Origin of the sequence: Klebsiella aerogenes, assembly GCA_029027985.1 — a bacterium.
In the GTDB taxonomy this organism is placed as follows: domain Bacteria; phylum Pseudomonadota; class Gammaproteobacteria; order Enterobacterales; family Enterobacteriaceae; genus Klebsiella; species Klebsiella aerogenes_A.
In genome coordinates this window covers 414,077-430,390 of sequence record CP119076.1, presented here as the reverse complement: position 1 = coordinate 430,390, position 16,314 = coordinate 414,077, and the positions used below count along the sequence as shown (strand labels likewise).

The 16,314-nt window shown below is 51.0% G+C and carries 29 protein-coding genes; 5 read left to right on the top strand and 24 right to left on the bottom strand.

Translation table 11 applies throughout. From position 1 onward, the window contains the following. Window positions 1-94: 94 nt before the first annotated feature. The 5 genes from def to mscL all read left to right on the top strand — a co-directional run bounded on the left by def (window position 95) and on the right by mscL (window position 4,859). The gene (gene def, locus PYR66_02065) at window positions 95-604 is read left to right on the top strand and encodes a peptide deformylase (protein WEF28551.1); all 510 of its coding nucleotides are present in this window, start codon (window positions 95-97) and stop codon (window positions 602-604) included. 14 nt (window positions 605-618) lie between these two features. Continuing rightward, window positions 619-1,566: a methionyl-tRNA formyltransferase gene (gene fmt / locus PYR66_02060; GenBank protein WEF28550.1), complete on the top strand. Its 948-nt coding sequence runs from the start codon at window positions 619-621 to the stop codon at window positions 1,564-1,566. 52 nt (window positions 1,567-1,618) lie between these two features. Continuing rightward, a complete protein-coding gene (rsmB, locus tag PYR66_02055) occupies window positions 1,619-2,914 on the top strand; it encodes a 16S rRNA (cytosine(967)-C(5))-methyltransferase RsmB (GenBank protein ID WEF28549.1) in 1,296 nt (431 codons plus the stop codon). Between the two features lie 13 nt (window positions 2,915-2,927). Further along, window positions 2,928-4,304: a Trk system potassium transporter TrkA gene (gene trkA, locus PYR66_02050; GenBank protein WEF28548.1), complete on the top strand. Its 1,377-nt coding sequence runs from the start codon at window positions 2,928-2,930 to the stop codon at window positions 4,302-4,304. A 144-nt stretch (window positions 4,305-4,448) separates the two neighbouring features. Next, window positions 4,449-4,859, top strand: a complete 411-nt coding sequence (mscL, locus tag PYR66_02045; GenBank protein WEF28547.1) for a large-conductance mechanosensitive channel protein MscL — start codon at window positions 4,449-4,451, stop codon at window positions 4,857-4,859. Here the strand turns inward: mscL and PYR66_02040 are convergent, their stop codons facing one another. The 24 genes from PYR66_02040 to rpsC all read right to left on the bottom strand — a co-directional run bounded on the left by PYR66_02040 (window position 4,860) and on the right by rpsC (window position 16,301). Further along, window positions 4,860-5,075, bottom strand: a complete 216-nt coding sequence (locus PYR66_02040) for an alternative ribosome-rescue factor A (GenBank protein ID WEF28546.1) — start codon at window positions 5,073-5,075, stop codon at window positions 4,860-4,862. A 57-nt stretch (window positions 5,076-5,132) separates the two neighbouring features. Then, window positions 5,133-5,558 carry a Zn(2+)-responsive transcriptional regulator gene (gene zntR, locus PYR66_02035; GenBank protein ID WEF28545.1) on the bottom strand — a complete coding sequence of 142 codons (426 nt, stop codon included), beginning with the start codon at window positions 5,556-5,558 and terminating at the stop codon, window positions 5,133-5,135. Between the two features lie 2 nt (window positions 5,559-5,560). Then, window positions 5,561-5,929: a DUF1992 domain-containing protein gene (locus PYR66_02030; GenBank protein ID WEF28544.1), complete on the bottom strand. Its 369-nt coding sequence runs from the start codon at window positions 5,927-5,929 to the stop codon at window positions 5,561-5,563. Window positions 5,930-6,037: 108 nt separating this feature from the next. Beyond that, window positions 6,038-6,424, bottom strand: coding sequence for a 50S ribosomal protein L17 (gene rplQ, locus PYR66_02025; protein WEF28543.1), 387 nt, complete (start codon window positions 6,422-6,424; stop codon window positions 6,038-6,040). Between the two features lie 40 nt (window positions 6,425-6,464). Beyond that, window positions 6,465-7,454 (bottom strand): DNA-directed RNA polymerase subunit alpha, encoded by a 990-nt coding sequence (gene rpoA, locus PYR66_02020; protein WEF28542.1) that lies wholly within the window; start codon window positions 7,452-7,454, stop codon window positions 6,465-6,467. 25 nt (window positions 7,455-7,479) lie between these two features. Next, window positions 7,480-8,100: a 30S ribosomal protein S4 gene (gene rpsD, locus PYR66_02015; GenBank protein WEF28541.1), complete on the bottom strand. Its 621-nt coding sequence runs from the start codon at window positions 8,098-8,100 to the stop codon at window positions 7,480-7,482. A gap of 32 nt (window positions 8,101-8,132) precedes the next feature. After that, a complete protein-coding gene (gene rpsK / locus PYR66_02010; GenBank protein ID WEF28540.1) occupies window positions 8,133-8,522 on the bottom strand; it encodes a 30S ribosomal protein S11 in 390 nt (129 codons plus the stop codon). Between the two features lie 16 nt (window positions 8,523-8,538). Further along, window positions 8,539-8,895 carry a 30S ribosomal protein S13 gene (rpsM, locus tag PYR66_02005; GenBank protein ID WEF28539.1) on the bottom strand — a complete coding sequence of 119 codons (357 nt, stop codon included), beginning with the start codon at window positions 8,893-8,895 and terminating at the stop codon, window positions 8,539-8,541. Between the two features lie 146 nt (window positions 8,896-9,041). Further along, window positions 9,042-9,158 (bottom strand): 50S ribosomal protein L36, encoded by a 117-nt coding sequence (gene rpmJ / locus PYR66_02000; protein ID WEF28538.1) that lies wholly within the window; start codon window positions 9,156-9,158, stop codon window positions 9,042-9,044. Between the two features lie 31 nt (window positions 9,159-9,189). Beyond that, entirely contained in the window at window positions 9,190-10,521 is a 1,332-nt protein-coding gene (gene secY, locus PYR66_01995) for a preprotein translocase subunit SecY (protein WEF28537.1), read from the bottom strand. Window positions 10,522-10,528: 7 nt separating this feature from the next. Next, complete coding sequence (gene rplO / locus PYR66_01990) at window positions 10,529-10,963, bottom strand: 50S ribosomal protein L15 (protein ID WEF28536.1); 435 nt, start codon at window positions 10,961-10,963, stop codon at window positions 10,529-10,531. A gap of 3 nt (window positions 10,964-10,966) precedes the next feature. Next, window positions 10,967-11,146: a 50S ribosomal protein L30 gene (rpmD, locus tag PYR66_01985; protein WEF28535.1), complete on the bottom strand. Its 180-nt coding sequence runs from the start codon at window positions 11,144-11,146 to the stop codon at window positions 10,967-10,969. A gap of 3 nt (window positions 11,147-11,149) precedes the next feature. Continuing rightward, window positions 11,150-11,653, bottom strand: coding sequence for a 30S ribosomal protein S5 (gene rpsE / locus PYR66_01980; protein WEF28534.1), 504 nt, complete (start codon window positions 11,651-11,653; stop codon window positions 11,150-11,152). 14 nt (window positions 11,654-11,667) lie between these two features. Then, window positions 11,668-12,021, bottom strand: coding sequence for a 50S ribosomal protein L18 (gene rplR / locus PYR66_01975; GenBank protein ID WEF28533.1), 354 nt, complete (start codon window positions 12,019-12,021; stop codon window positions 11,668-11,670). 9 nt (window positions 12,022-12,030) lie between these two features. Then, the gene (gene rplF, locus PYR66_01970) at window positions 12,031-12,564 is read right to left on the bottom strand and encodes a 50S ribosomal protein L6 (GenBank protein ID WEF28532.1); all 534 of its coding nucleotides are present in this window, start codon (window positions 12,562-12,564) and stop codon (window positions 12,031-12,033) included. Between the two features lie 12 nt (window positions 12,565-12,576). Continuing rightward, complete coding sequence (gene rpsH, locus PYR66_01965) at window positions 12,577-12,969, bottom strand: 30S ribosomal protein S8 (GenBank protein ID WEF28531.1); 393 nt, start codon at window positions 12,967-12,969, stop codon at window positions 12,577-12,579. Between the two features lie 30 nt (window positions 12,970-12,999). Next, entirely contained in the window at window positions 13,000-13,305 is a 306-nt protein-coding gene (gene rpsN / locus PYR66_01960) for a 30S ribosomal protein S14 (protein ID WEF28530.1), read from the bottom strand. Between the two features lie 14 nt (window positions 13,306-13,319). Next, complete coding sequence (gene rplE / locus PYR66_01955) at window positions 13,320-13,859, bottom strand: 50S ribosomal protein L5 (protein WEF28529.1); 540 nt, start codon at window positions 13,857-13,859, stop codon at window positions 13,320-13,322. Window positions 13,860-13,873: 14 nt separating this feature from the next. Continuing rightward, complete coding sequence (gene rplX, locus PYR66_01950; protein ID WEF28528.1) at window positions 13,874-14,188, bottom strand: 50S ribosomal protein L24; 315 nt, start codon at window positions 14,186-14,188, stop codon at window positions 13,874-13,876. 10 nt (window positions 14,189-14,198) lie between these two features. After that, window positions 14,199-14,570 (bottom strand): 50S ribosomal protein L14, encoded by a 372-nt coding sequence (rplN, locus tag PYR66_01945; protein ID WEF28527.1) that lies wholly within the window; start codon window positions 14,568-14,570, stop codon window positions 14,199-14,201. A gap of 164 nt (window positions 14,571-14,734) precedes the next feature. After that, on the bottom strand, window positions 14,735-14,989 hold the full coding sequence (gene rpsQ / locus PYR66_01940) for a 30S ribosomal protein S17 (GenBank protein ID WEF28526.1): 255 nt from the start codon (window positions 14,987-14,989) through the stop codon (window positions 14,735-14,737). After that, a complete protein-coding gene (gene rpmC / locus PYR66_01935; protein ID WEF28525.1) occupies window positions 14,989-15,180 on the bottom strand; it encodes a 50S ribosomal protein L29 in 192 nt (63 codons plus the stop codon). Before rpmC ends, rpsQ begins: the two co-directional genes overlap by 1 nt. Continuing rightward, window positions 15,180-15,590, bottom strand: coding sequence for a 50S ribosomal protein L16 (rplP, locus tag PYR66_01930; protein WEF28524.1), 411 nt, complete (start codon window positions 15,588-15,590; stop codon window positions 15,180-15,182). The genes rpmC and rplP overlap by 1 nt, the downstream gene beginning before the upstream one ends. 12 nt (window positions 15,591-15,602) lie before the next feature. Further along, complete coding sequence (gene rpsC / locus PYR66_01925; protein WEF28523.1) at window positions 15,603-16,301, bottom strand: 30S ribosomal protein S3; 699 nt, start codon at window positions 16,299-16,301, stop codon at window positions 15,603-15,605. Window positions 16,302-16,314 lie beyond the last annotated feature (13 nt).

The following is a 16,314-nucleotide window of genomic DNA, read 5'->3' as shown; positions in this document are numbered from 1 at the left end:
TTGCGATTGGTTAGCGAGACTGTCAATTAGAGGGGGTTTTGTCTAGAATAGAGGTAATAATCTTATCAACTACTGAATACGACTCTGGATCTTTATGGCAGTTTTGCAAGTGTTACATATTCCGGACGAGCGCCTTCGCAAAGTCGCTGAGCCGGTGAAAGAAGTGAATGCAGAAATTCAGCGTATCGTCGATGATATGTTCGACACGATGTACGCTGAAGAAGGTATTGGCCTTGCCGCCACGCAGGTGGATATCCATCAGCGTATTATCGTGATTGATATATCGGAAAACCGCGATGAGCGCCTGGTATTAATCAATCCGGAACTGCTGGAAAAAGACGGCGAAACCGGCATTGAAGAGGGCTGCCTGTCTATTCCGGAACAGCGCGCACTGGTTCCGCGTGCCGAAAGCGTAAAAATTCGCGCATTAGACCGTGAAGGCAAATCTTTTGAACTGGAAGCTGACGGCCTGCTGGCTATCTGTATCCAGCATGAAATGGATCACCTGGTAGGCAAGCTGTTTATTGACTATCTGTCGCCGCTCAAACAGCAGCGCATTCGCCAGAAAGTTGAAAAACTGGATCGTTTACGTTCCCGTGCCTGATAACAAGGATTAACGTGTCACAATCACTACGTATCATTTTCGCCGGAACCCCCGACTTTGCAGCGCGTCATCTTGACGCGCTGTTGTCGTCTGAACATCAGGTGGTTGGCGTATTTACTCAGCCAGACCGCCCGGCAGGCCGCGGCAAAAAGTTGATGCCCAGCCCGGTAAAAGTGCTGGCTGAAGCAAATAATCTACCGGTATTTCAGCCATCGTCTCTGCGCCCACAGGAGAACCAGCAGTTGGTTGCCGGCCTTGGCGCCGATATTATGGTGGTTGTGGCCTATGGTCTTATTTTGCCGAAAGCGGTTCTCGATATGCCGCGCCTGGGTTGTATTAACGTTCACGGTTCCCTGCTTCCGCGCTGGCGTGGGGCGGCACCGATTCAACGTTCACTGTGGGCAGGCGATGCCGAAACTGGCGTGACTATCATGCAGATGGACGTTGGTCTTGATACGGGTGATATGCTCTATAAGCTCTCCTGCCCAATTACCGCTGAAGATACCAGCGGCAGCCTGTACGATAAGCTGGCCGACCTTGGCCCGCAGGGGCTACTGGCAACCTTAGCGCAGCTGGCAAGCGGCGTCGCAAAACCTGAGGTTCAGGACGAAACGCTCGTCAGCTATGCCGAGAAGCTGAGTAAAGAAGAGGCCCGCATCGACTGGTCGCTTTCCGCCGAACAACTGGAACGCTGCATCCGTGCCTTCAATCCCTGGCCTATGAGCTGGCTGGAAATCGATGAGCAACCGGTAAAGGTCTGGCGTGCATCCGTGATCGCAGAAGCTGCCAACGCAGAGCCCGGCACGATCGTCGCAGCAACAAAGCAGGGTATCCAGGTGGCTACCGGTAACGGTATTCTGAATCTTGAATCGTTGCAGCCAGCGGGTAAAAAAGCGATGAGCGCCCAGGATTTACTCAATTCTCGCCGGGAATGGTTTATCCCCGGAAACCGTCTTGCCTGACGGCCGTCTCTTCTAAAGCCCGGATTCACCGGGCATTTTTATTTTTACGCTTATGAAAAAAAACACTAATTTACGCAGTCTGGCAGCTCAGGCCATCGAGCAGGTCGTTGAGAAAGGCCAGTCTTTAAGCAACGTTCTACCGCCGCTACAGCAAAAAGTGAGCGAGAAAGACAAAGCACTGCTGCAGGAGCTGTGTTTTGGCGTTTTGCGTACGCTAAGCCAACTTGAGTGGCTGATCAATAAACTAATGGCCCGTCCAATGACCGGCAAGCAGCGTACCGTGCATTTCCTGATAATGGTCGGGCTGTATCAACTGCTCTATACCCGCATTCCCCCTCACGCCGCACTGGCGGAAACGGTGGAAGGCGCAGTGGCGATTAAACGTCCGCAGCTAAAAGGGCTTATCAATGGCGTATTGCGCCAGTTCCAACGCCAGCAGGAAGAACTGCTGGCCGAATTTGCCCAACATGAAAACCGTTATCTTCACCCTAAATGGCTGCTTAAACGTCTGCAACAGGCCTGGCCGCAGCAATGGCAGGATATTGTCGCCGCCAATAACCTGCGTCCGCCAATGTGGCTACGCGTTAACCGCAATCACCATTCACGTGACGAATGGCTTTCCCTGCTGGAAGGCGCTGGTTTGCAGGGCTTTCCCCATCCGGACTACCCCGATGCCGTACGTCTCGCTTCCCCGGCTCCGGTCCACGCGTTACCGGGTTTTGACGAAGGCTGGGTAACCGTTCAGGATGCGTCCGCCCAGGGCTGCATGCGCTATCTGCAGCCAGAAAACGGCGAGCGTATTCTCGATCTCTGCGCTGCGCCAGGTGGTAAAACGACCCATATTCTGGAAGTGGCGCCGCAGGCCAACCTGATGGCGGTCGATATCGATCAACAGCGCCTGTCACGCGTCTATGACAACCTGAAACGTCTGGGCATGAAAGCTGAAGTCAAACAGGGTGATGGTCGCTATCCTGAGCAGTGGTGCGGCGATGAGCATTTCGATCGTATTTTGCTGGATGCCCCCTGCTCAGCCACCGGTGTTATTCGCCGCCATCCGGATATTAAATGGCTGCGTAGAGATCGTGATATCGCCGAACTTGCCCAATTGCAGGCGGAAATTCTCGACGCCACCTGGGCTCATCTGAAGCCAGGCGGCACTCTGGTTTATGCGACATGTTCTATTCTGCCGGAAGAAAACAGCCAGCAAATTGCTGCTTTCCTGATACGTACCAGGGATGCTGAACTCCATGAGACAGGGACTCCGGAAAACCCGGGTCAGCAAAACCTGCCTGGGGCGGAAGAAGGTGATGGGTTCTTTTACGCTAAGCTAATCAAAAAGCGGAATTAATGGGTCACATCTGATGAAGATTATTATTCTTGGCGCCGGACAGGTTGGCGGCACGCTGGCGGAAAATCTCGTTGGCGAAAACAACGATATTACGCTGGTCGATACCAACGGCGACCGCCTACGGGGGCTGCAGGATAAATTCGATCTCCGCGTCGTTCAAGGACACGGCTCTCATCCGCGCGTACTGCGCGAAGCTGGCGCCGACGATGCCGATATGTTGGTCGCAGTGACCAGTTCAGATGAAACCAATATGGTGGCCTGCCAGGTCGCCTATTCGCTGTTTAACACGCCAAACCGTATCGCCCGTATTCGTTCTCCGGATTATGTTCGCGATGCCGATAAGCTTTTCCACTCAGAAGCGGTCCCCATTGACCATTTGATCGCCCCGGAGCAGTTGGTCATCGATAATATCTACCGCCTTATTGAGTACCCTGGTGCGCTGCAGGTGGTGAACTTCGCCGAGGGGAAAGTGAGCCTGGCGGTGGTGAAGGCGTACTATGGCGGGCCGTTGGTTGGCAACGCACTCTCCACGATGCGCGAACATATGCCACATATCGATACGCGCGTCGCCGCTATCTTCCGTCACGACCGTCCAATCCGCCCCCAGGGTTCAACCATCGTTGAAGCTGGCGACGAAGTCTTCTTTATTGCCGCATCACAACATATTCGCGCGGTAATGAGCGAACTTCAGCGTCTGGAAAAACCTTACAAGCGTATTATGCTGGTCGGCGGCGGCAATATCGGCGCCGGTCTCGCCCATCGTCTGGAGAAGGACTACAGCGTGAAGTTGATCGAGCGTGATCAACAGCGCGCCGCAGAACTCGCCGAAAAACTACAGAATACGATCGTGTTCTATGGTGATGCCTCGGATCAAGAGTTGTTGGCTGAGGAGCATATCGATCAAGTCGATCTGTTTATTGCTGTCACCAACGACGATGAGGCGAATATCATGTCAGCAATGCTGGCCAAGCGGATGGGCGCCAAGAAGGTAATGGTGCTAATCCAACGTCGCGCTTATGTCGACCTGGTACAGGGAAGTGTGATTGATATTGCCATCTCCCCACAGCAGGCAACTATTTCCGCACTACTTAGCCACGTGCGTAAAGCCGACATTGTTGGCGTCTCATCACTGCGTCGCGGTGTTGCCGAAGCCATCGAGGCAGTCGCTCATGGAGATGAAAGCACCTCGCGTGTTGTCGGGCGTTCAATTGATGAAATTAAGCTGCCACCGGGAACAATCATTGGCGCAGTCGTACGCGGTAATGACGTTATGATTGCCAATAATAATTTGCGTATCGAGCAGGGCGACCATGTAATTATGTTCCTGACCGATAAGAAATTTATCTCGGACGTTGAGAGGCTATTCCAGCCGAGTCCATTCTTCTTGTAATTAAAAATGGGTGTCATACTGACGCCCTTTTTATTATCCCTTATTTATCAATGGATAATATTTTTCAGCAATTATCCAACAGCAATGGAAAATGGAAATACATTTGATAAACTTATCGGTGTCAGCTGGCTCAAGGAGAGTAAAATGAGTATTTTAAAAGAATTCCGCGAATTCGCAATGCGCGGGAATGTTGTCGATTTGGCAGTGGGTGTCATCATTGGTGCAGCATTCGGTAAAATTGTATCGTCATTAGTGGCCGATATTATTATGCCTCCGCTGGGTTTACTCATTGGCGGAGTCGACTTTAAACAGTTCGCCGTCACGCTACGCGATGCGCAGGGAGATGTCCCAGCCGTTGTTATGCACTATGGTATGTTTATTCAGAATATCTTTGATTTCATCATCGTCGCCTTTGCGATTTTCATGGCCATCAAATTGATGAATAAACTGAACCGTAAGAAAGAAGAAGAGCCAGCCGCCCCGGTGCCGAGCAAAGAAGAAGTACTGCTGAGTGAAATCCGCGATCTGCTGAAAGAACAGAACAACCGTTCTTAATCAGCACACAGAAAGCAGAAGGCCAGTGGTAAAAAAGCGATTCGCTTGCTTGCCACTGGCCTCCCGGTCATTCCGCCCTGCGTGTTTATCTTTACGTTGATAGCTTCCTTTCCCTTTCTTGTTCTTCTCAACCCGTTGTCTGAATAATGGGTCATGAAGTAATGCCTCAATCGCGTTGTCTTTAATTTGCCCTTTGGTGTGCTGATAGCGACTCATAGTAACTCCAGTGATGGTATGAATTCGGCGCGAGTGTAGATCCACGCGCGGGAAAAATCAACGTCCTGTATTGTTGGTGCTGGCACCTTGCTCCAGAGCTTCAAGAATAGAACAGTAAACGCTGCTATGAGCGGTGCCGCAACAGGCATCATTGAGTCTTTGCAAAGACCGCCGCATTGTCTGTAACTCCTTAATGCGTGCTTCAACCTCGCTAAGTCGCGCTTGCACAATCCCCTTCGAGTCGTGGCAGGTATGGTGTTCAGGATCAATGCGGATCGACAATAACTCGCGGATCGCTTCCAACGTGAAACCGAGCTGTCGGGCATAGCGAATAAAGCGCAGCCGCTGTAGGTCACTCTCCGTGTAGAGGCGAAATCCACCTTCAGTACGAATATTGTGATCCATCATCTGCTGCTTTTCATAGTAACGGATGGTGTCCGGGGTGACATCAGCCAGTTTGGCTAACTCGCCAATACGATACATAGCTATTCCTCGTTAATTTTGTGCCACAGTCTGTCCGCATAATCACCGCGCAGAAAATCAGTATCCATCCCTGCTTGACGTAATTTTAGTTCGAACAGGGTGAGGCGACGGTTCAACTCGGCATACTGCGGATCGTCACGTTGCACATTCTTGAGTAAATCACTCAGCGCAACCGCATCTTTACGTAGCTCCAGCTCAGGAGGTAAGCAACCGGCATTTTTCAGCAAGCGATAACCGGCACGCAGCTCAGACGGCACGTGAGAATCATCATCCAGTTCCAGCGGCGCGCCGCTGCCGGGAAGATTATCAAACTCGCCTTTGGTTTGTGCATCGAGGATATGGCGTTCTGCCCACTGGTCCAGTAACCACATTATACGGCTCCCAGGGATGAACAAAAAGAGTACAAATATTGTAGTGAAACGGGGAAACGGTAGATATAAAAAAACCCGCCGGGGCGGGTTTTTTTACGTTACTGCAGATTACTCTGCAGCAGCTTCTGCTTTCAGCTCAGCACGATCAACCAGCTCGATGTATGCCATCGGCGCGTTGTCGCCTGCACGGAAGCCACACTTCAGAATACGAGTGTAACCACCGGCACGGCTCGCGAAACGCGGGCCCAGCTCGTTAAACAGTTTTGCCACGATCTCGTTATCACGAGTGCGGGCGAATGCCAGACGACGATTAGCAACGCTATCAGTCTTGGCAAGAGTAATCAGCGGCTCAACTACGCGACGCAGTTCTTTCGCTTTCGGCAGGGTCGTCTTGATGATCTCATGACGAACCAGCGAACCTGCCATGTTACGGAACATAGCCTGGCGATGGCTGCTGTTGCGGTTCAGTTGACGACCACTCTTACGATGGCGCATGACCTTATCCTTCTCAGTAAAACCTTAACCTGTGATCCGGTTACTCGTCAGCAATGCTTGCCGGCGGCCAGTTTTCCAGGCGCATGCCCAGAGACAGACCACGTGAAGCCAGCACGTCTTTAATCTCGGTAAGAGATTTTTTACCCAGGTTCGGCGTTTTCAGCAACTCAACCTCGGTACGCTGTACCAGATCACCGATATAGTGGATAGCTTCTGCCTTGAGGCAGTTAGCAGAGCGGACAGTCAATTCCAGATCGTCAACAGGGCGCAGCAGGATCGGATCGAACTCTGGTTTCTCTTCTTTCACTTCCGGCTGACGTACATCACGTAAGTCAACGAAAGCTTCCAGTTGTTCAGCCAGAATGGTTGCCGCACGACGAATCGCCTCTTCAGGATCGATTGTGCCATTGGTTTCCATCTCGATGACCAGCTTGTCCAGGTCGGTACGCTGCTCAACACGCGCAGCTTCAACATTGTAGGCAATACGCTCTACAGGGCTGTAGCAGGCGTCGACCAGCAGACGGCCGATTGGGCGCTCATCTTCTTCCGAATGAATTCGGGCAGAAGCCGGCACATAACCGCGACCGCGCTGAACTTTGATACGCATGCTGATAGCTGCGTTCTCATCGGTCAGGTGGCAGATCACGTGCTGCGGCTTGACGATTTCGACATCACCGTCGTGGGTAATGTCGGCTGCAGTCACAGGGCCAATGCCAGATTTATTCAAAGTAAGGATGACTTCATCTTTACCCTGAACTCTCACCGCCAGCCCTTTCAGGTTGAGCAGGATTTCAAGGATGTCTTCCTGAACGCCTTCTTTGGTGCTGTACTCGTGCAGTACACCATCAATCTCAACCTCGGTCACCGCGCAACCCGGCATCGATGAGAGCAGAATACGGCGCAGTGCGTTACCCAGAGTATGGCCGAAGCCACGCTCTAAAGGCTCAAGGGTCACCTTGGCGTGCGTCGAACTCACTTGCTCGATATCGACCAGGCGCGGTTTTAGAAACTCTGTCACAGAACCCTGCATTGTGTCCTCTCTTTGGTACTAAGCTTTACTTGGAGTAAAGCTCGACGATCAGGTGTTCGTTAATGTCCGCAGACAGATCAGAACGCTCCGGCTGACGCTTGAACGTACCTTCCATCTTGCCAGCATCAACTTCCAGCCAGGTTGGCTTTTCACGCTGCTCAGCCAGCTCCAGAGCGGCTTTCACGCGAGATTGCTTTTTCGCTTTCTCACGGATGCTAACAACGTCATTCGCTTTAACCTGATAAGAAGCGATGTTAACAACACGACCGTTTACCATGATAGCCTTGTGGCTAACCAGCTGGCGTGCTTCAGCACGAGTGGCGCCGAAGCCCATACGGTATACAACGTTGTCCAGACGACCTTCCAGCAGAGCTAACAGGTTTTCACCGGTGTTGCCTTTCAGACGTGCTGCTTCTTTATAGTAGTTACGGAACTGACGCTCCAGCACACCGTACATACGGCGAACTTTTTGCTTTTCACGCAACTGCACACCATAGTCAGACAGACGCGGTTTACGCGCACCGTGCTGGCCAGGAGCTTGTTCAATTTTACACTTGGTATCGATCGCGCGAACGCCAGACTTAAGGAATAAGTCAGTGCCCTCACGACGGCTCAGCTTGAGCTTAGGACCCAAATATCTTGCCATTTTCTTTCTCCAACAATCCTAGAAACGAGGCGTTATACGCGACGTTTTTTCGGCGGACGACAACCGTTATGAGGGATCGGAGTCACATCAGTAATATTAGTGATGCGGAAACCAGCGGCGTTCAGTGCACGAATGGTAGATTCGCGACCTGGACCCGGACCTTTGACCATAACTTCCAGATTCTTGATGCCGTATTCTTTTACGGCTTCAGCGCAACGCTCTGCTGCAACCTGAGCTGCAAACGGAGTGGATTTGCGAGAACCACGGAAACCGGAACCACCGGCTGTTGCCCAACCCAGTGCGTTACCCTGACGATCGGTAATGGTAACGATGGTGTTGTTAAAAGAAGCATGGATATGAGCCACGCCATCTGAGACTTGTTTTCTTACACGCTTGCGTGCACGAACTGGTGCCTTTGCCATTATTCAATCACCCCGATTATTTCTTGATCGGTTTACGCGGACCCTTACGGGTACGTGCGTTGGTCTTAGTACGCTGACCGCGAACCGGAAGACCACGACGATGGCGCAAACCACGGTAGCAACCAAGGTCCATCAGACGCTTGATGCTCAGGGTGATTTCACGGCGCAGATCACCTTCAACGACAAATTTACCTACTGCTTCACGCAGAGATTCAATCTGTTCTTCAGACAGCTCACTGATCTTAACATTTTCAGCGATACCCGTGTCAGCACAGATGGCTTTAGAACGGGTCTTGCCGATACCGAAGATTGCAGTCAAAGCAATTACGGTATGTTTCTGATCAGGAATGTTAATGCCTGCTATACGGGCCACTATGCACTCCTACTATTTAATATGTACGCACCATGCTGAAAAGCCCGTTTTCAGGATACTCAAATGGATACATACAGACATACAAAAGATTGGCTGGCTAATCTAGCCAGCTCAACCCAACTTTGCAAGAAAAATATGCGAATAAATCAGCCTTGGCGCTGTTTATGCTTTGGCTCGGCACTGCAAATCACACGGATGACACCATCACGCTTAACGATTTTGCAGTTACGGCATAATTTCTTGACGGAAGCACGAACTTTCATTTTTACTCTCCGTAACTTCTCAGGCGACCAGTTAGCGGCCGTAGCCTTTCAGGTTCGCCTTCTTCAATGCAGACTCATACTGACTAGACATCATCAGAGTTTGCACTTGAGCCATAAAGTCCATAATCACGACAACAACGATAAGCAGCGAGGTCCCACCGAAGTAGAACGGCACTTTCATTGCATCACGCATGAACTCCGGGATCAGGCAGATAAAAGTGATGTACAACGCACCAACCAAGGTCAGGCGGGTCATTACTTTATCGATATACTTCGCCGTTTGTTCTCCCGGACGAATTCCTGGTACAAATGCACCGGACTTCTTCAGGTTATCTGCTGTTTCACGCGGGTTGAAGACCAACGCCGTGTAGAAGAAACAGAAGAAGATGATTGCAGACGCATAGAGTAACACATAAAGCGGTTGCCCAGGCTGCAAATACAGCGAAATTGTTGTCAGCCAGTTCCAACCAGTACCGCCCCCGAACCATGACGTGATGGTAGCCGGGAACAGAATAATACTGGAAGCGAAGATTGCCGGGATTACCCCCGCCATATTCACTTTCAGCGGTAAATGTGTGCTCTGTGCAGCATAGACACGACGACCTTGTTGACGCTTAGCGTAGTTTACCACAATGCGGCGTTGACCACGTTCAACGAATACAACGAAGAAGGTCACTGCAAATACTAATACTGCAACCAACAGCAACAGGAGGAAGTGCAGGTCGCCTTGACGCGCTTGCTCGATAGTATGGGCGATGGCCGGCGGGAGTCCCGCAACGATCCCGGCAAAGATCAGGATCGAGATACCGTTACCGATACCACGTTCTGTGATCTGTTCGCCGAGCCACATCAGGAACATAGTCCCTGTGACCAGACTAACAACAGCGGTGAAATAGAATGCAAAGCCCGGATTAATGACCAGGCCCTGCATACCAGGCATATTCGGCAGACCGGTAGCAATACCGATCGACTGGAATATTGCCAGCACCAGAGTACCGTAGCGGGTGTACTGGCTGATCTTACGACGACCAGACTCCCCTTCTTTCTTCAATTCTGCCAACGGTTGATAAACAACTGTCAGCAGCTGGACAATGATCGACGCCGAAATATACGGCATGATCCCCAGAGCAAAGATAGAAGCACGGCTGAGAGCACCACCAGAGAACATGTTGAACATTTCAATGATGGTGCCTCGCTGTTGCTCAAGCAGTTTGGCAAGTACAGTGGCATCAATACCAGGGATCGGAATAAAAGAGCCAATACGGAACACAATCAGCGCACCGATAACAAACAAAAGTCTGCGTTTCAGTTCGCCAATTCCACCTTTGGCACTTTGAAAATCTAATCCCGGTTGTTTAGCCATCTGCTACTTATTCCTCAATTTTACCGCCAGCAGCTTCGATAGCAGCACGAGCGCCTTTAGTCACGCGCAGGCCACGAACAGTTACCGGACGAGTTACCTCACCAGACAGGATCACTTTCGCGAACTCGATCTGGATACCGATAATGTTAGCTGCTTTCAGCGTGTTCAGGTCTACTACATCGCCTTCTACGTGAGCCAGATCAGACAGACGAACTTCTGCAGTGATCATTGCTTTACGAGAAGTGAAGCCGAATTTCGGCAGACGACGGTACAGTGGCATCTGACCACCCTCGAAACCGCGACGCACGCCACCGCCAGAACGAGAGTTCTGACCTTTGTGACCACGACCACCGGTTTTACCGAGGCCAGAACCGATACCACGACCCAGGCGTTTACCCGCCTTTTTGGAGCCTTCGGCCGGAGACAGAGTATTTAAACGCATCTCTTACTCCTCAACTTTAACCATGAAGGAAACCGCGTTGACCATACCACGAACAGCAGGAGTATCCTCGCGCTCTACGGTGTGACCAATACGACGCAGACCCAGGCCAAGCAGCGTTGCCTTGTGTTTCGGCAAACGACCGATTGCACTGCGGGTTTGAGTAATTTTAATAGTCTTTGCCATGGTTTATTTCCCCAGAATTTCTTCAACGGATTTACCACGCTTGGCAGCGACCATATCTGGGGACTTCATATTTTCCAGGCCATCAATAGTTGCACGAACCACGTTAATCGGGTTGGTGGAACCATATGCTTTAGCCAGAACGTTACGAACCCCAGCGACTTCCAGAACGGCGCGCATTGCACCACCGGCGATGATACCGGTACCTTCGGAAGCCGGCTGCATGAATACACGAGAACCCGTGTGAGTACCCTTAACCGGGTGCTGCAGGGTGCCAGTATTCAGCGCGACGTTAATCATATTGCGACGGGCTTTTTCCATCGCTTTCTGGATCGCTGCTGGAACTTCACGCGCTTTACCGTAACCAAAACCTACGCGACCGTTACCGTCACCAACTACAGTCAGAGCTGTGAAGGAGAAAATACGACCACCTTTAACGGTTTTAGATACGCGGTTAACCGCGATCAGCTTTTCCTGCAGTTCGCCAGCTTGTTTTTCGATGTGAGCCATCTTACACCTCTACCTTAGAACTGAAGGCCAGCTTCACGGGCAGCATCTGCCAGTGCCTGGACACGACCATGATATTGGAACCCGGAACGGTCAAAGGAAACATCTTTGATGCCTTTTTCCAGAGCGCGTTCAGCAACAGCTTTACCCACAGCTGCGGCCGCGTCTTTGTTACCGGTGTACTTCAGTTGTTCAGAGATAGCTTTTTCTACAGTAGAAGCAGCTACCAGAACTTCAGAACCATTCGGGGCAATTACCTGTGCGTAAATATGACGCGGGGTACGATGTACCACCAGGCGAGTTGCACCCAGCTCCTGGAGCTTGCGGCGTGCGCGGGTCGCACGACGGATACGAGCAGATTTCTTATCCATAGTGTTACCTTACTTCTTCTTAGCCTCTTTGGTACGCACGACTTCGTCGGCGTAACGAACACCCTTACCTTTATAAGGCTCAGGACGACGGTAGGCGCGCAGATCTGCTGCAACCTGGCCGATCACCTGCTTATCAGCGCCTTTCAGCACGATTTCAGTTTGAGTCGGACATTCTGCAGTGATACCGGCCGGCAGCTTATGCTCAACAGGATGAGAGAAACCTAAAGCCAGGTTTACTACATCCCCTTTGACCGCTGCACGATAACCTACACCAACCAGCTGAAGCTTTTTAGTGAAGCCTTCGGTAACACCGATAACCATTGAGTTCAGCAGGGCACGCGCGGTACCAGCCTGAGCCCAACCGTCTACGTAACCATCACGCGGACCGAAGGTCAGTGCATTATCTGCATGCTTAACTTCAACAGCATCGTTGAGAGTACGAGTCAGCTCGCCATTCTTACCTTTGATCGTAATAACCTGACCGTTGACTTTTACATCAACGCCGGCAGGAACAACGACCGGTGCTTTAGCAACACGAGACATTTTTTCCTCCGATTAGGCTACGTAGCAGATAATTTCGCCACCAAGACCAGCCTGGCGCGCTGCACGATCAGTCATAACACCTTTAGAGGTAGAAACAACTGCGATACCCAGACCCGCCATAACTTTCGGCAGCTCATCTTTACGTTTGTAGATGCGCAGACCTGGGCGGCTGACACGCTGAATGCTTTCTACAACAGCTTTACCCTGGAAATACTTAAGAGTCAGTTCCAGTTCCGGCTTGATGTCGCCTTCAACTTTAAAATCTTCAATAAAGCCTTCTTCCTTCAGCACGTTGGCAATTGCCACTTTCAGCTTGGAGGAAGGCATGGTGACCGCAGCTTTATTCGCGGCCTGACCGTTACGGATACGGGTCAGCATATCCGCGATCGGATCTTGCATGCTCATCTGTCTTTACTCCCGTGATTCAATTGGTAATTACCAGCTAGCCTTTTTCAAGCCTGGTACTTCACCGCGCATGGCGGCTTCACGAAGCTTAATACGGCTCAACCCGAACTTGCCCACATAGCCATGCGGACGACCTGTTTGACGGCAGCGGTTACGCTGACGAGACGGGCTGGAATCACGCGGCAGAGTCTGCAGCTTGAGAACAGCATTCCAACGATCTTCGTCGGTTGCGTTCACATCAGAGATGATAGCTTTCAGTTCAGCGCGTTTAGCGAAGAATTTATCAGCTAAAGCCACGCGCTTTACTTCGCGTGCTTTCATTGATTGCTTAGCCATTAAGTAACCCTACCTTACTTGCGGAACGGGAAGTCAAAGGCAGCCAGCAGAGCGCGGCCTTCTTCATCAGATTTCGCAGTAGTGGTAATGGTAATATCCAAACCACGAACGCGGTCGACTTTATCGTAGTCGATTTCTGGGAAGATGATCTGCTCACGGACACCCATGCTGTAGTTACCACGACCGTCGAAAGACTTAGCGGACAAGCCACGGAAGTCACGGATACGCGGTACAGCAATAGTGATCAGGCGCTCAAAGAACTCCCACATGCGCTCGCCGCGCAGAGTTACTTTACAGCCGATCGGATAGCCCTGACGGATTTTGAAGCCTGCAACTGATTTGCGTGCTTTGGTGATCAACGGTTTTTGACCGGAGATAGCTGTCAGGTCAGCTGCTGCGTTATCCAGCAGTTTCTTGTCAGCGATCGCTTCACCAACACCCATGTTCAGGGTGATCTTCTCGACCCGAGGGACTTGCATGACAGAATTGTAGTTAAACTCAGTCATGAGTTTAGCGACTACTTCGTCTTTGTAGTAATCATGCAGTTTCGCCATCGTACTACTCCAAATTACTTGATAGTTTCGCTATTAGATTTGAAGAAACGGACTTTTTTGCCGTCTTCGAATCTAAAGCCTACACGGTCAGCCTTGCCGGTTGCCGCGTTGAAGATAGCAAGGTTAGAGATCTGAATAGCTGCTTCTTTCTCTACGATGCCGCCTGGTTGGTTCAGGGCCGGAACCGGCTTCTGATGTTTCTTAACCAGGTTGATACCTTCAACAATGACCTTGCCGGAAGACAGGACATTTTTAACTTTACCGCGTTTACCTTTATCTTTACCGGTTAACACGATAACTTCGTCATCACGACGGATTTTCGCTGCCATGATTCGCTCCTTAGAGTACTTCTGGTGCCAGAGAGATAATTTTCATGAACTTCTCGTTACGAAGTTCACGAGTTACCGGCCCAAAAATACGCGTACCGATAGGTTGCTCGCTGTTATTGTTCAGAATAACGCATGCATTACCATCGAAGCGAATGACAGAACCGTCCGGGCGACGAACACCCTTCTTGGTGCGCACCACTACCGCCTTCAGCACATCACCTTTTTTGACCTTACCACGCGGAATTGCTTCCTTGATGGTGATCTTGATGATGTCGCCTACGCCTGCGTAGCGACGGTGCGAGCCACCCAGAACCTTGATACACATTACGCGACGTGCACCGGAGTTGTCGGCGACGTTCAGCATAGTCTGTTCTTGGATCATTTTAGTGCTCCGCTAATGTCAACTACTACTGGGACCCAAAAGTTGGGTCGTTACAAAGCCCCATATCGAGGGCGCGGCATTATAACACCGCTTCTGCAATATGGGTAGAAAAAATAAACGGCTCATCGCTGAGCCGTTTATTCGTATTGAGAATGCGTACTGTATTACAGAACCGCTTTCTCTACAACGCGAACCAGCGTCCAGGACTTAGTCTTGGACAGTGGACGGCATTCACGGATTTCAACCTTGTCGCCGATACCACATTCATTGTTCTCGTCATGTACGTGCAGTTTGGTCGTACGTTTGATGAATTTACCGTAGATCGGGTGTTTCACAAAACGTTCGATAGCAACAACAATGGATTTCTCCATTTTGTCGCTAACTACGCGACCTTGCAGAGTACGGATTTTATCGGTCATTACGCACCCGCCTTCTGAGTCAGTAAAGTCTTAACGCGTGCAACATCACGACGCACTTGCTTCAGCAGATGAGTCTGTTGCAGCTGGCCACTTGCAGCCTGCATACGCAGGTTGAACTGCTCACGCAGCAGGTTCAGCAGCTCAGCGTTCAGCTCTTCAACGCTTTTTTCACGCAGCTCTTTTGCTTTCATTACATCACCGTCTTAGTTACAAAGGTGGTTTTGATCGGCAGTTTCGCTGCTGCCAGGCCGAATGCTTCACGGGCCAGCTCTTCCGGTACGCCGTCCATTTCATACAGGACTTTACCCGGCTGAATCAAGGCAACCCAATACTCCACGTTACCTTTACCTTTACCCATACGAACTTCCAGCGGCTTCTCGGTGATCGGTTTGTCCGGGAATACACGGATCCAGATCTTACCTTGACGCTTAACTGCACGGGTCATAGCACGACGTGCTGCTTCGATCTGACGTGCAGTCAGACGACCACGGCCAACAGCTTTCAGACCGAAAGTGCCGAAGCTAACATCCGTACCCTGCGCCAGACCACGGTTGCGGCCTTTGTGCACTTTACGGAATTTTGTACGCTTTGGTTGTAACATCAGCGACGCTCCTTATTTACGGCCTTTACGCTGCTGCTTTTTAGGTTGAGCAGCCGGTTCCGGTTGTTCAACAGCAGCCATACCACCCAGGATCTCACCTTTGAAGATCCATACCTTAACGCCGATTACACCGTAAGTGGTGTGCGCTTCAGAGGTGTTGTAGTCGATGTCAGCACGCAGAGTGTGCAGCGGTACACGACCTTCGCGGTACCATTCGGTACGTGCGATTTCCGCGCCGCCCAGACGGCCGCTAACTTCAACTTTGATACCTTTAGCGCCCAGACGCATTGCGTTCTGTACAGCACGCTTCATAGCACGACGGAACATAACGCGACGTTCCAGCTGGGAAGTGATGCTGTCAGCAACCAATTTAGCGTCCAGTTCAGGCTTACGAACTTCGGCAATATTGATCTGTGCAGGAACGCCAGCGATATCCGCTACGACCTTGCGCAGTTTTTCTACGTCTTCGCCTTTCTTACCGATAACGATACCCGGGCGAGCAGTGTGAATGGTCACACGGATGCTCTTAGCCGGACGCTCGATAACGATGCGAGATACAGACGCTTTAGCCAGTTCTTTAGTTAAGAACTGACGTACTTTAAAATCGCTGTCCAGGTTGTCAGCGAATTCTTTGGTGTTCGCGAACCAGGTAGAGTTCCATGGTTTGACAATACCCAGGCGAATACCATTAGGATGTACTTTCTGACCCATTGCTAGTCTCCAG

Excerpts from the sequence above, each read along its gene's own strand:
- rpsE (WEF28534.1), bottom strand. The coding sequence starts at position 11,653 with ATGGCTCACATCGAAAAACAAGCTGGCGAACTGCAGGAAAAGCTGATC.
- trkA (WEF28548.1), top strand. The coding sequence starts at position 2,928 with ATGAAGATTATTATTCTTGGCGCCGGACAGGTTGGCGGCACGCTGGCG.
- rpsC (WEF28523.1), bottom strand. The coding sequence starts at position 16,301 with ATGGGTCAGAAAGTACATCCTAATGGTATTCGCCTGGGTATTGTCAAA.
- rplQ (WEF28543.1), bottom strand. The coding sequence starts at position 6,424 with ATGCGCCATCGTAAGAGTGGTCGTCAACTGAACCGCAACAGCAGCCAT.
- rpoA (WEF28542.1), bottom strand. The coding sequence starts at position 7,454 with ATGCAGGGTTCTGTGACAGAGTTTCTAAAACCGCGCCTGGTCGATATC.
- rplO (WEF28536.1), bottom strand. The coding sequence starts at position 10,963 with ATGCGTTTAAATACTCTGTCTCCGGCCGAAGGCTCCAAAAAGGCGGGT.
- rplX (WEF28528.1), bottom strand. The coding sequence starts at position 14,188 with ATGGCAGCGAAAATCCGTCGTGATGACGAAGTTATCGTGTTAACCGGT.
- rplP (WEF28524.1), bottom strand. The coding sequence starts at position 15,590 with ATGTTACAACCAAAGCGTACAAAATTCCGTAAAGTGCACAAAGGCCGC.
- rpsK (WEF28540.1), bottom strand. The coding sequence starts at position 8,522 with ATGGCAAAGGCACCAGTTCGTGCACGCAAGCGTGTAAGAAAACAAGTC.
- rpsD (WEF28541.1), bottom strand. The coding sequence starts at position 8,100 with ATGGCAAGATATTTGGGTCCTAAGCTCAAGCTGAGCCGTCGTGAGGGC.
- PYR66_02040 (WEF28546.1), bottom strand. The coding sequence starts at position 5,075 with ATGAGTCGCTATCAGCACACCAAAGGGCAAATTAAAGACAACGCGATT.
- rplN (WEF28527.1), bottom strand. The coding sequence starts at position 14,570 with ATGATCCAAGAACAGACTATGCTGAACGTCGCCGACAACTCCGGTGCA.
- mscL (WEF28547.1), top strand. The coding sequence starts at position 4,449 with ATGAGTATTTTAAAAGAATTCCGCGAATTCGCAATGCGCGGGAATGTT.
- PYR66_02030 (WEF28544.1), bottom strand. The coding sequence starts at position 5,929 with ATGTGGTTACTGGACCAGTGGGCAGAACGCCATATCCTCGATGCACAA.
- def (WEF28551.1), top strand. The coding sequence starts at position 95 with ATGGCAGTTTTGCAAGTGTTACATATTCCGGACGAGCGCCTTCGCAAA.
- secY (WEF28537.1), bottom strand. The coding sequence starts at position 10,521 with ATGGCTAAACAACCGGGATTAGATTTTCAAAGTGCCAAAGGTGGAATT.
- rplE (WEF28529.1), bottom strand. The coding sequence starts at position 13,859 with ATGGCGAAACTGCATGATTACTACAAAGACGAAGTAGTCGCTAAACTC.
- rpsQ (WEF28526.1), bottom strand. The coding sequence starts at position 14,989 with ATGACCGATAAAATCCGTACTCTGCAAGGTCGCGTAGTTAGCGACAAA.
- rsmB (WEF28549.1), top strand. The coding sequence starts at position 1,619 with ATGAAAAAAAACACTAATTTACGCAGTCTGGCAGCTCAGGCCATCGAG.
- rplR (WEF28533.1), bottom strand. The coding sequence starts at position 12,021 with ATGGATAAGAAATCTGCTCGTATCCGTCGTGCGACCCGCGCACGCCGC.
- rpmC (WEF28525.1), bottom strand. The coding sequence starts at position 15,180 with ATGAAAGCAAAAGAGCTGCGTGAAAAAAGCGTTGAAGAGCTGAACGCT.
- rplF (WEF28532.1), bottom strand. The coding sequence starts at position 12,564 with ATGTCTCGTGTTGCTAAAGCACCGGTCGTTGTTCCTGCCGGCGTTGAT.
- zntR (WEF28545.1), bottom strand. The coding sequence starts at position 5,558 with ATGTATCGTATTGGCGAGTTAGCCAAACTGGCTGATGTCACCCCGGAC.
- rpmD (WEF28535.1), bottom strand. The coding sequence starts at position 11,146 with ATGGCAAAGACTATTAAAATTACTCAAACCCGCAGTGCAATCGGTCGT.
- rpsH (WEF28531.1), bottom strand. The coding sequence starts at position 12,969 with ATGAGCATGCAAGATCCGATCGCGGATATGCTGACCCGTATCCGTAAC.
- rpsN (WEF28530.1), bottom strand. The coding sequence starts at position 13,305 with ATGGCTAAGCAATCAATGAAAGCACGCGAAGTAAAGCGCGTGGCTTTA.
- rpmJ (WEF28538.1), bottom strand. The coding sequence starts at position 9,158 with ATGAAAGTTCGTGCTTCCGTCAAGAAATTATGCCGTAACTGCAAAATC.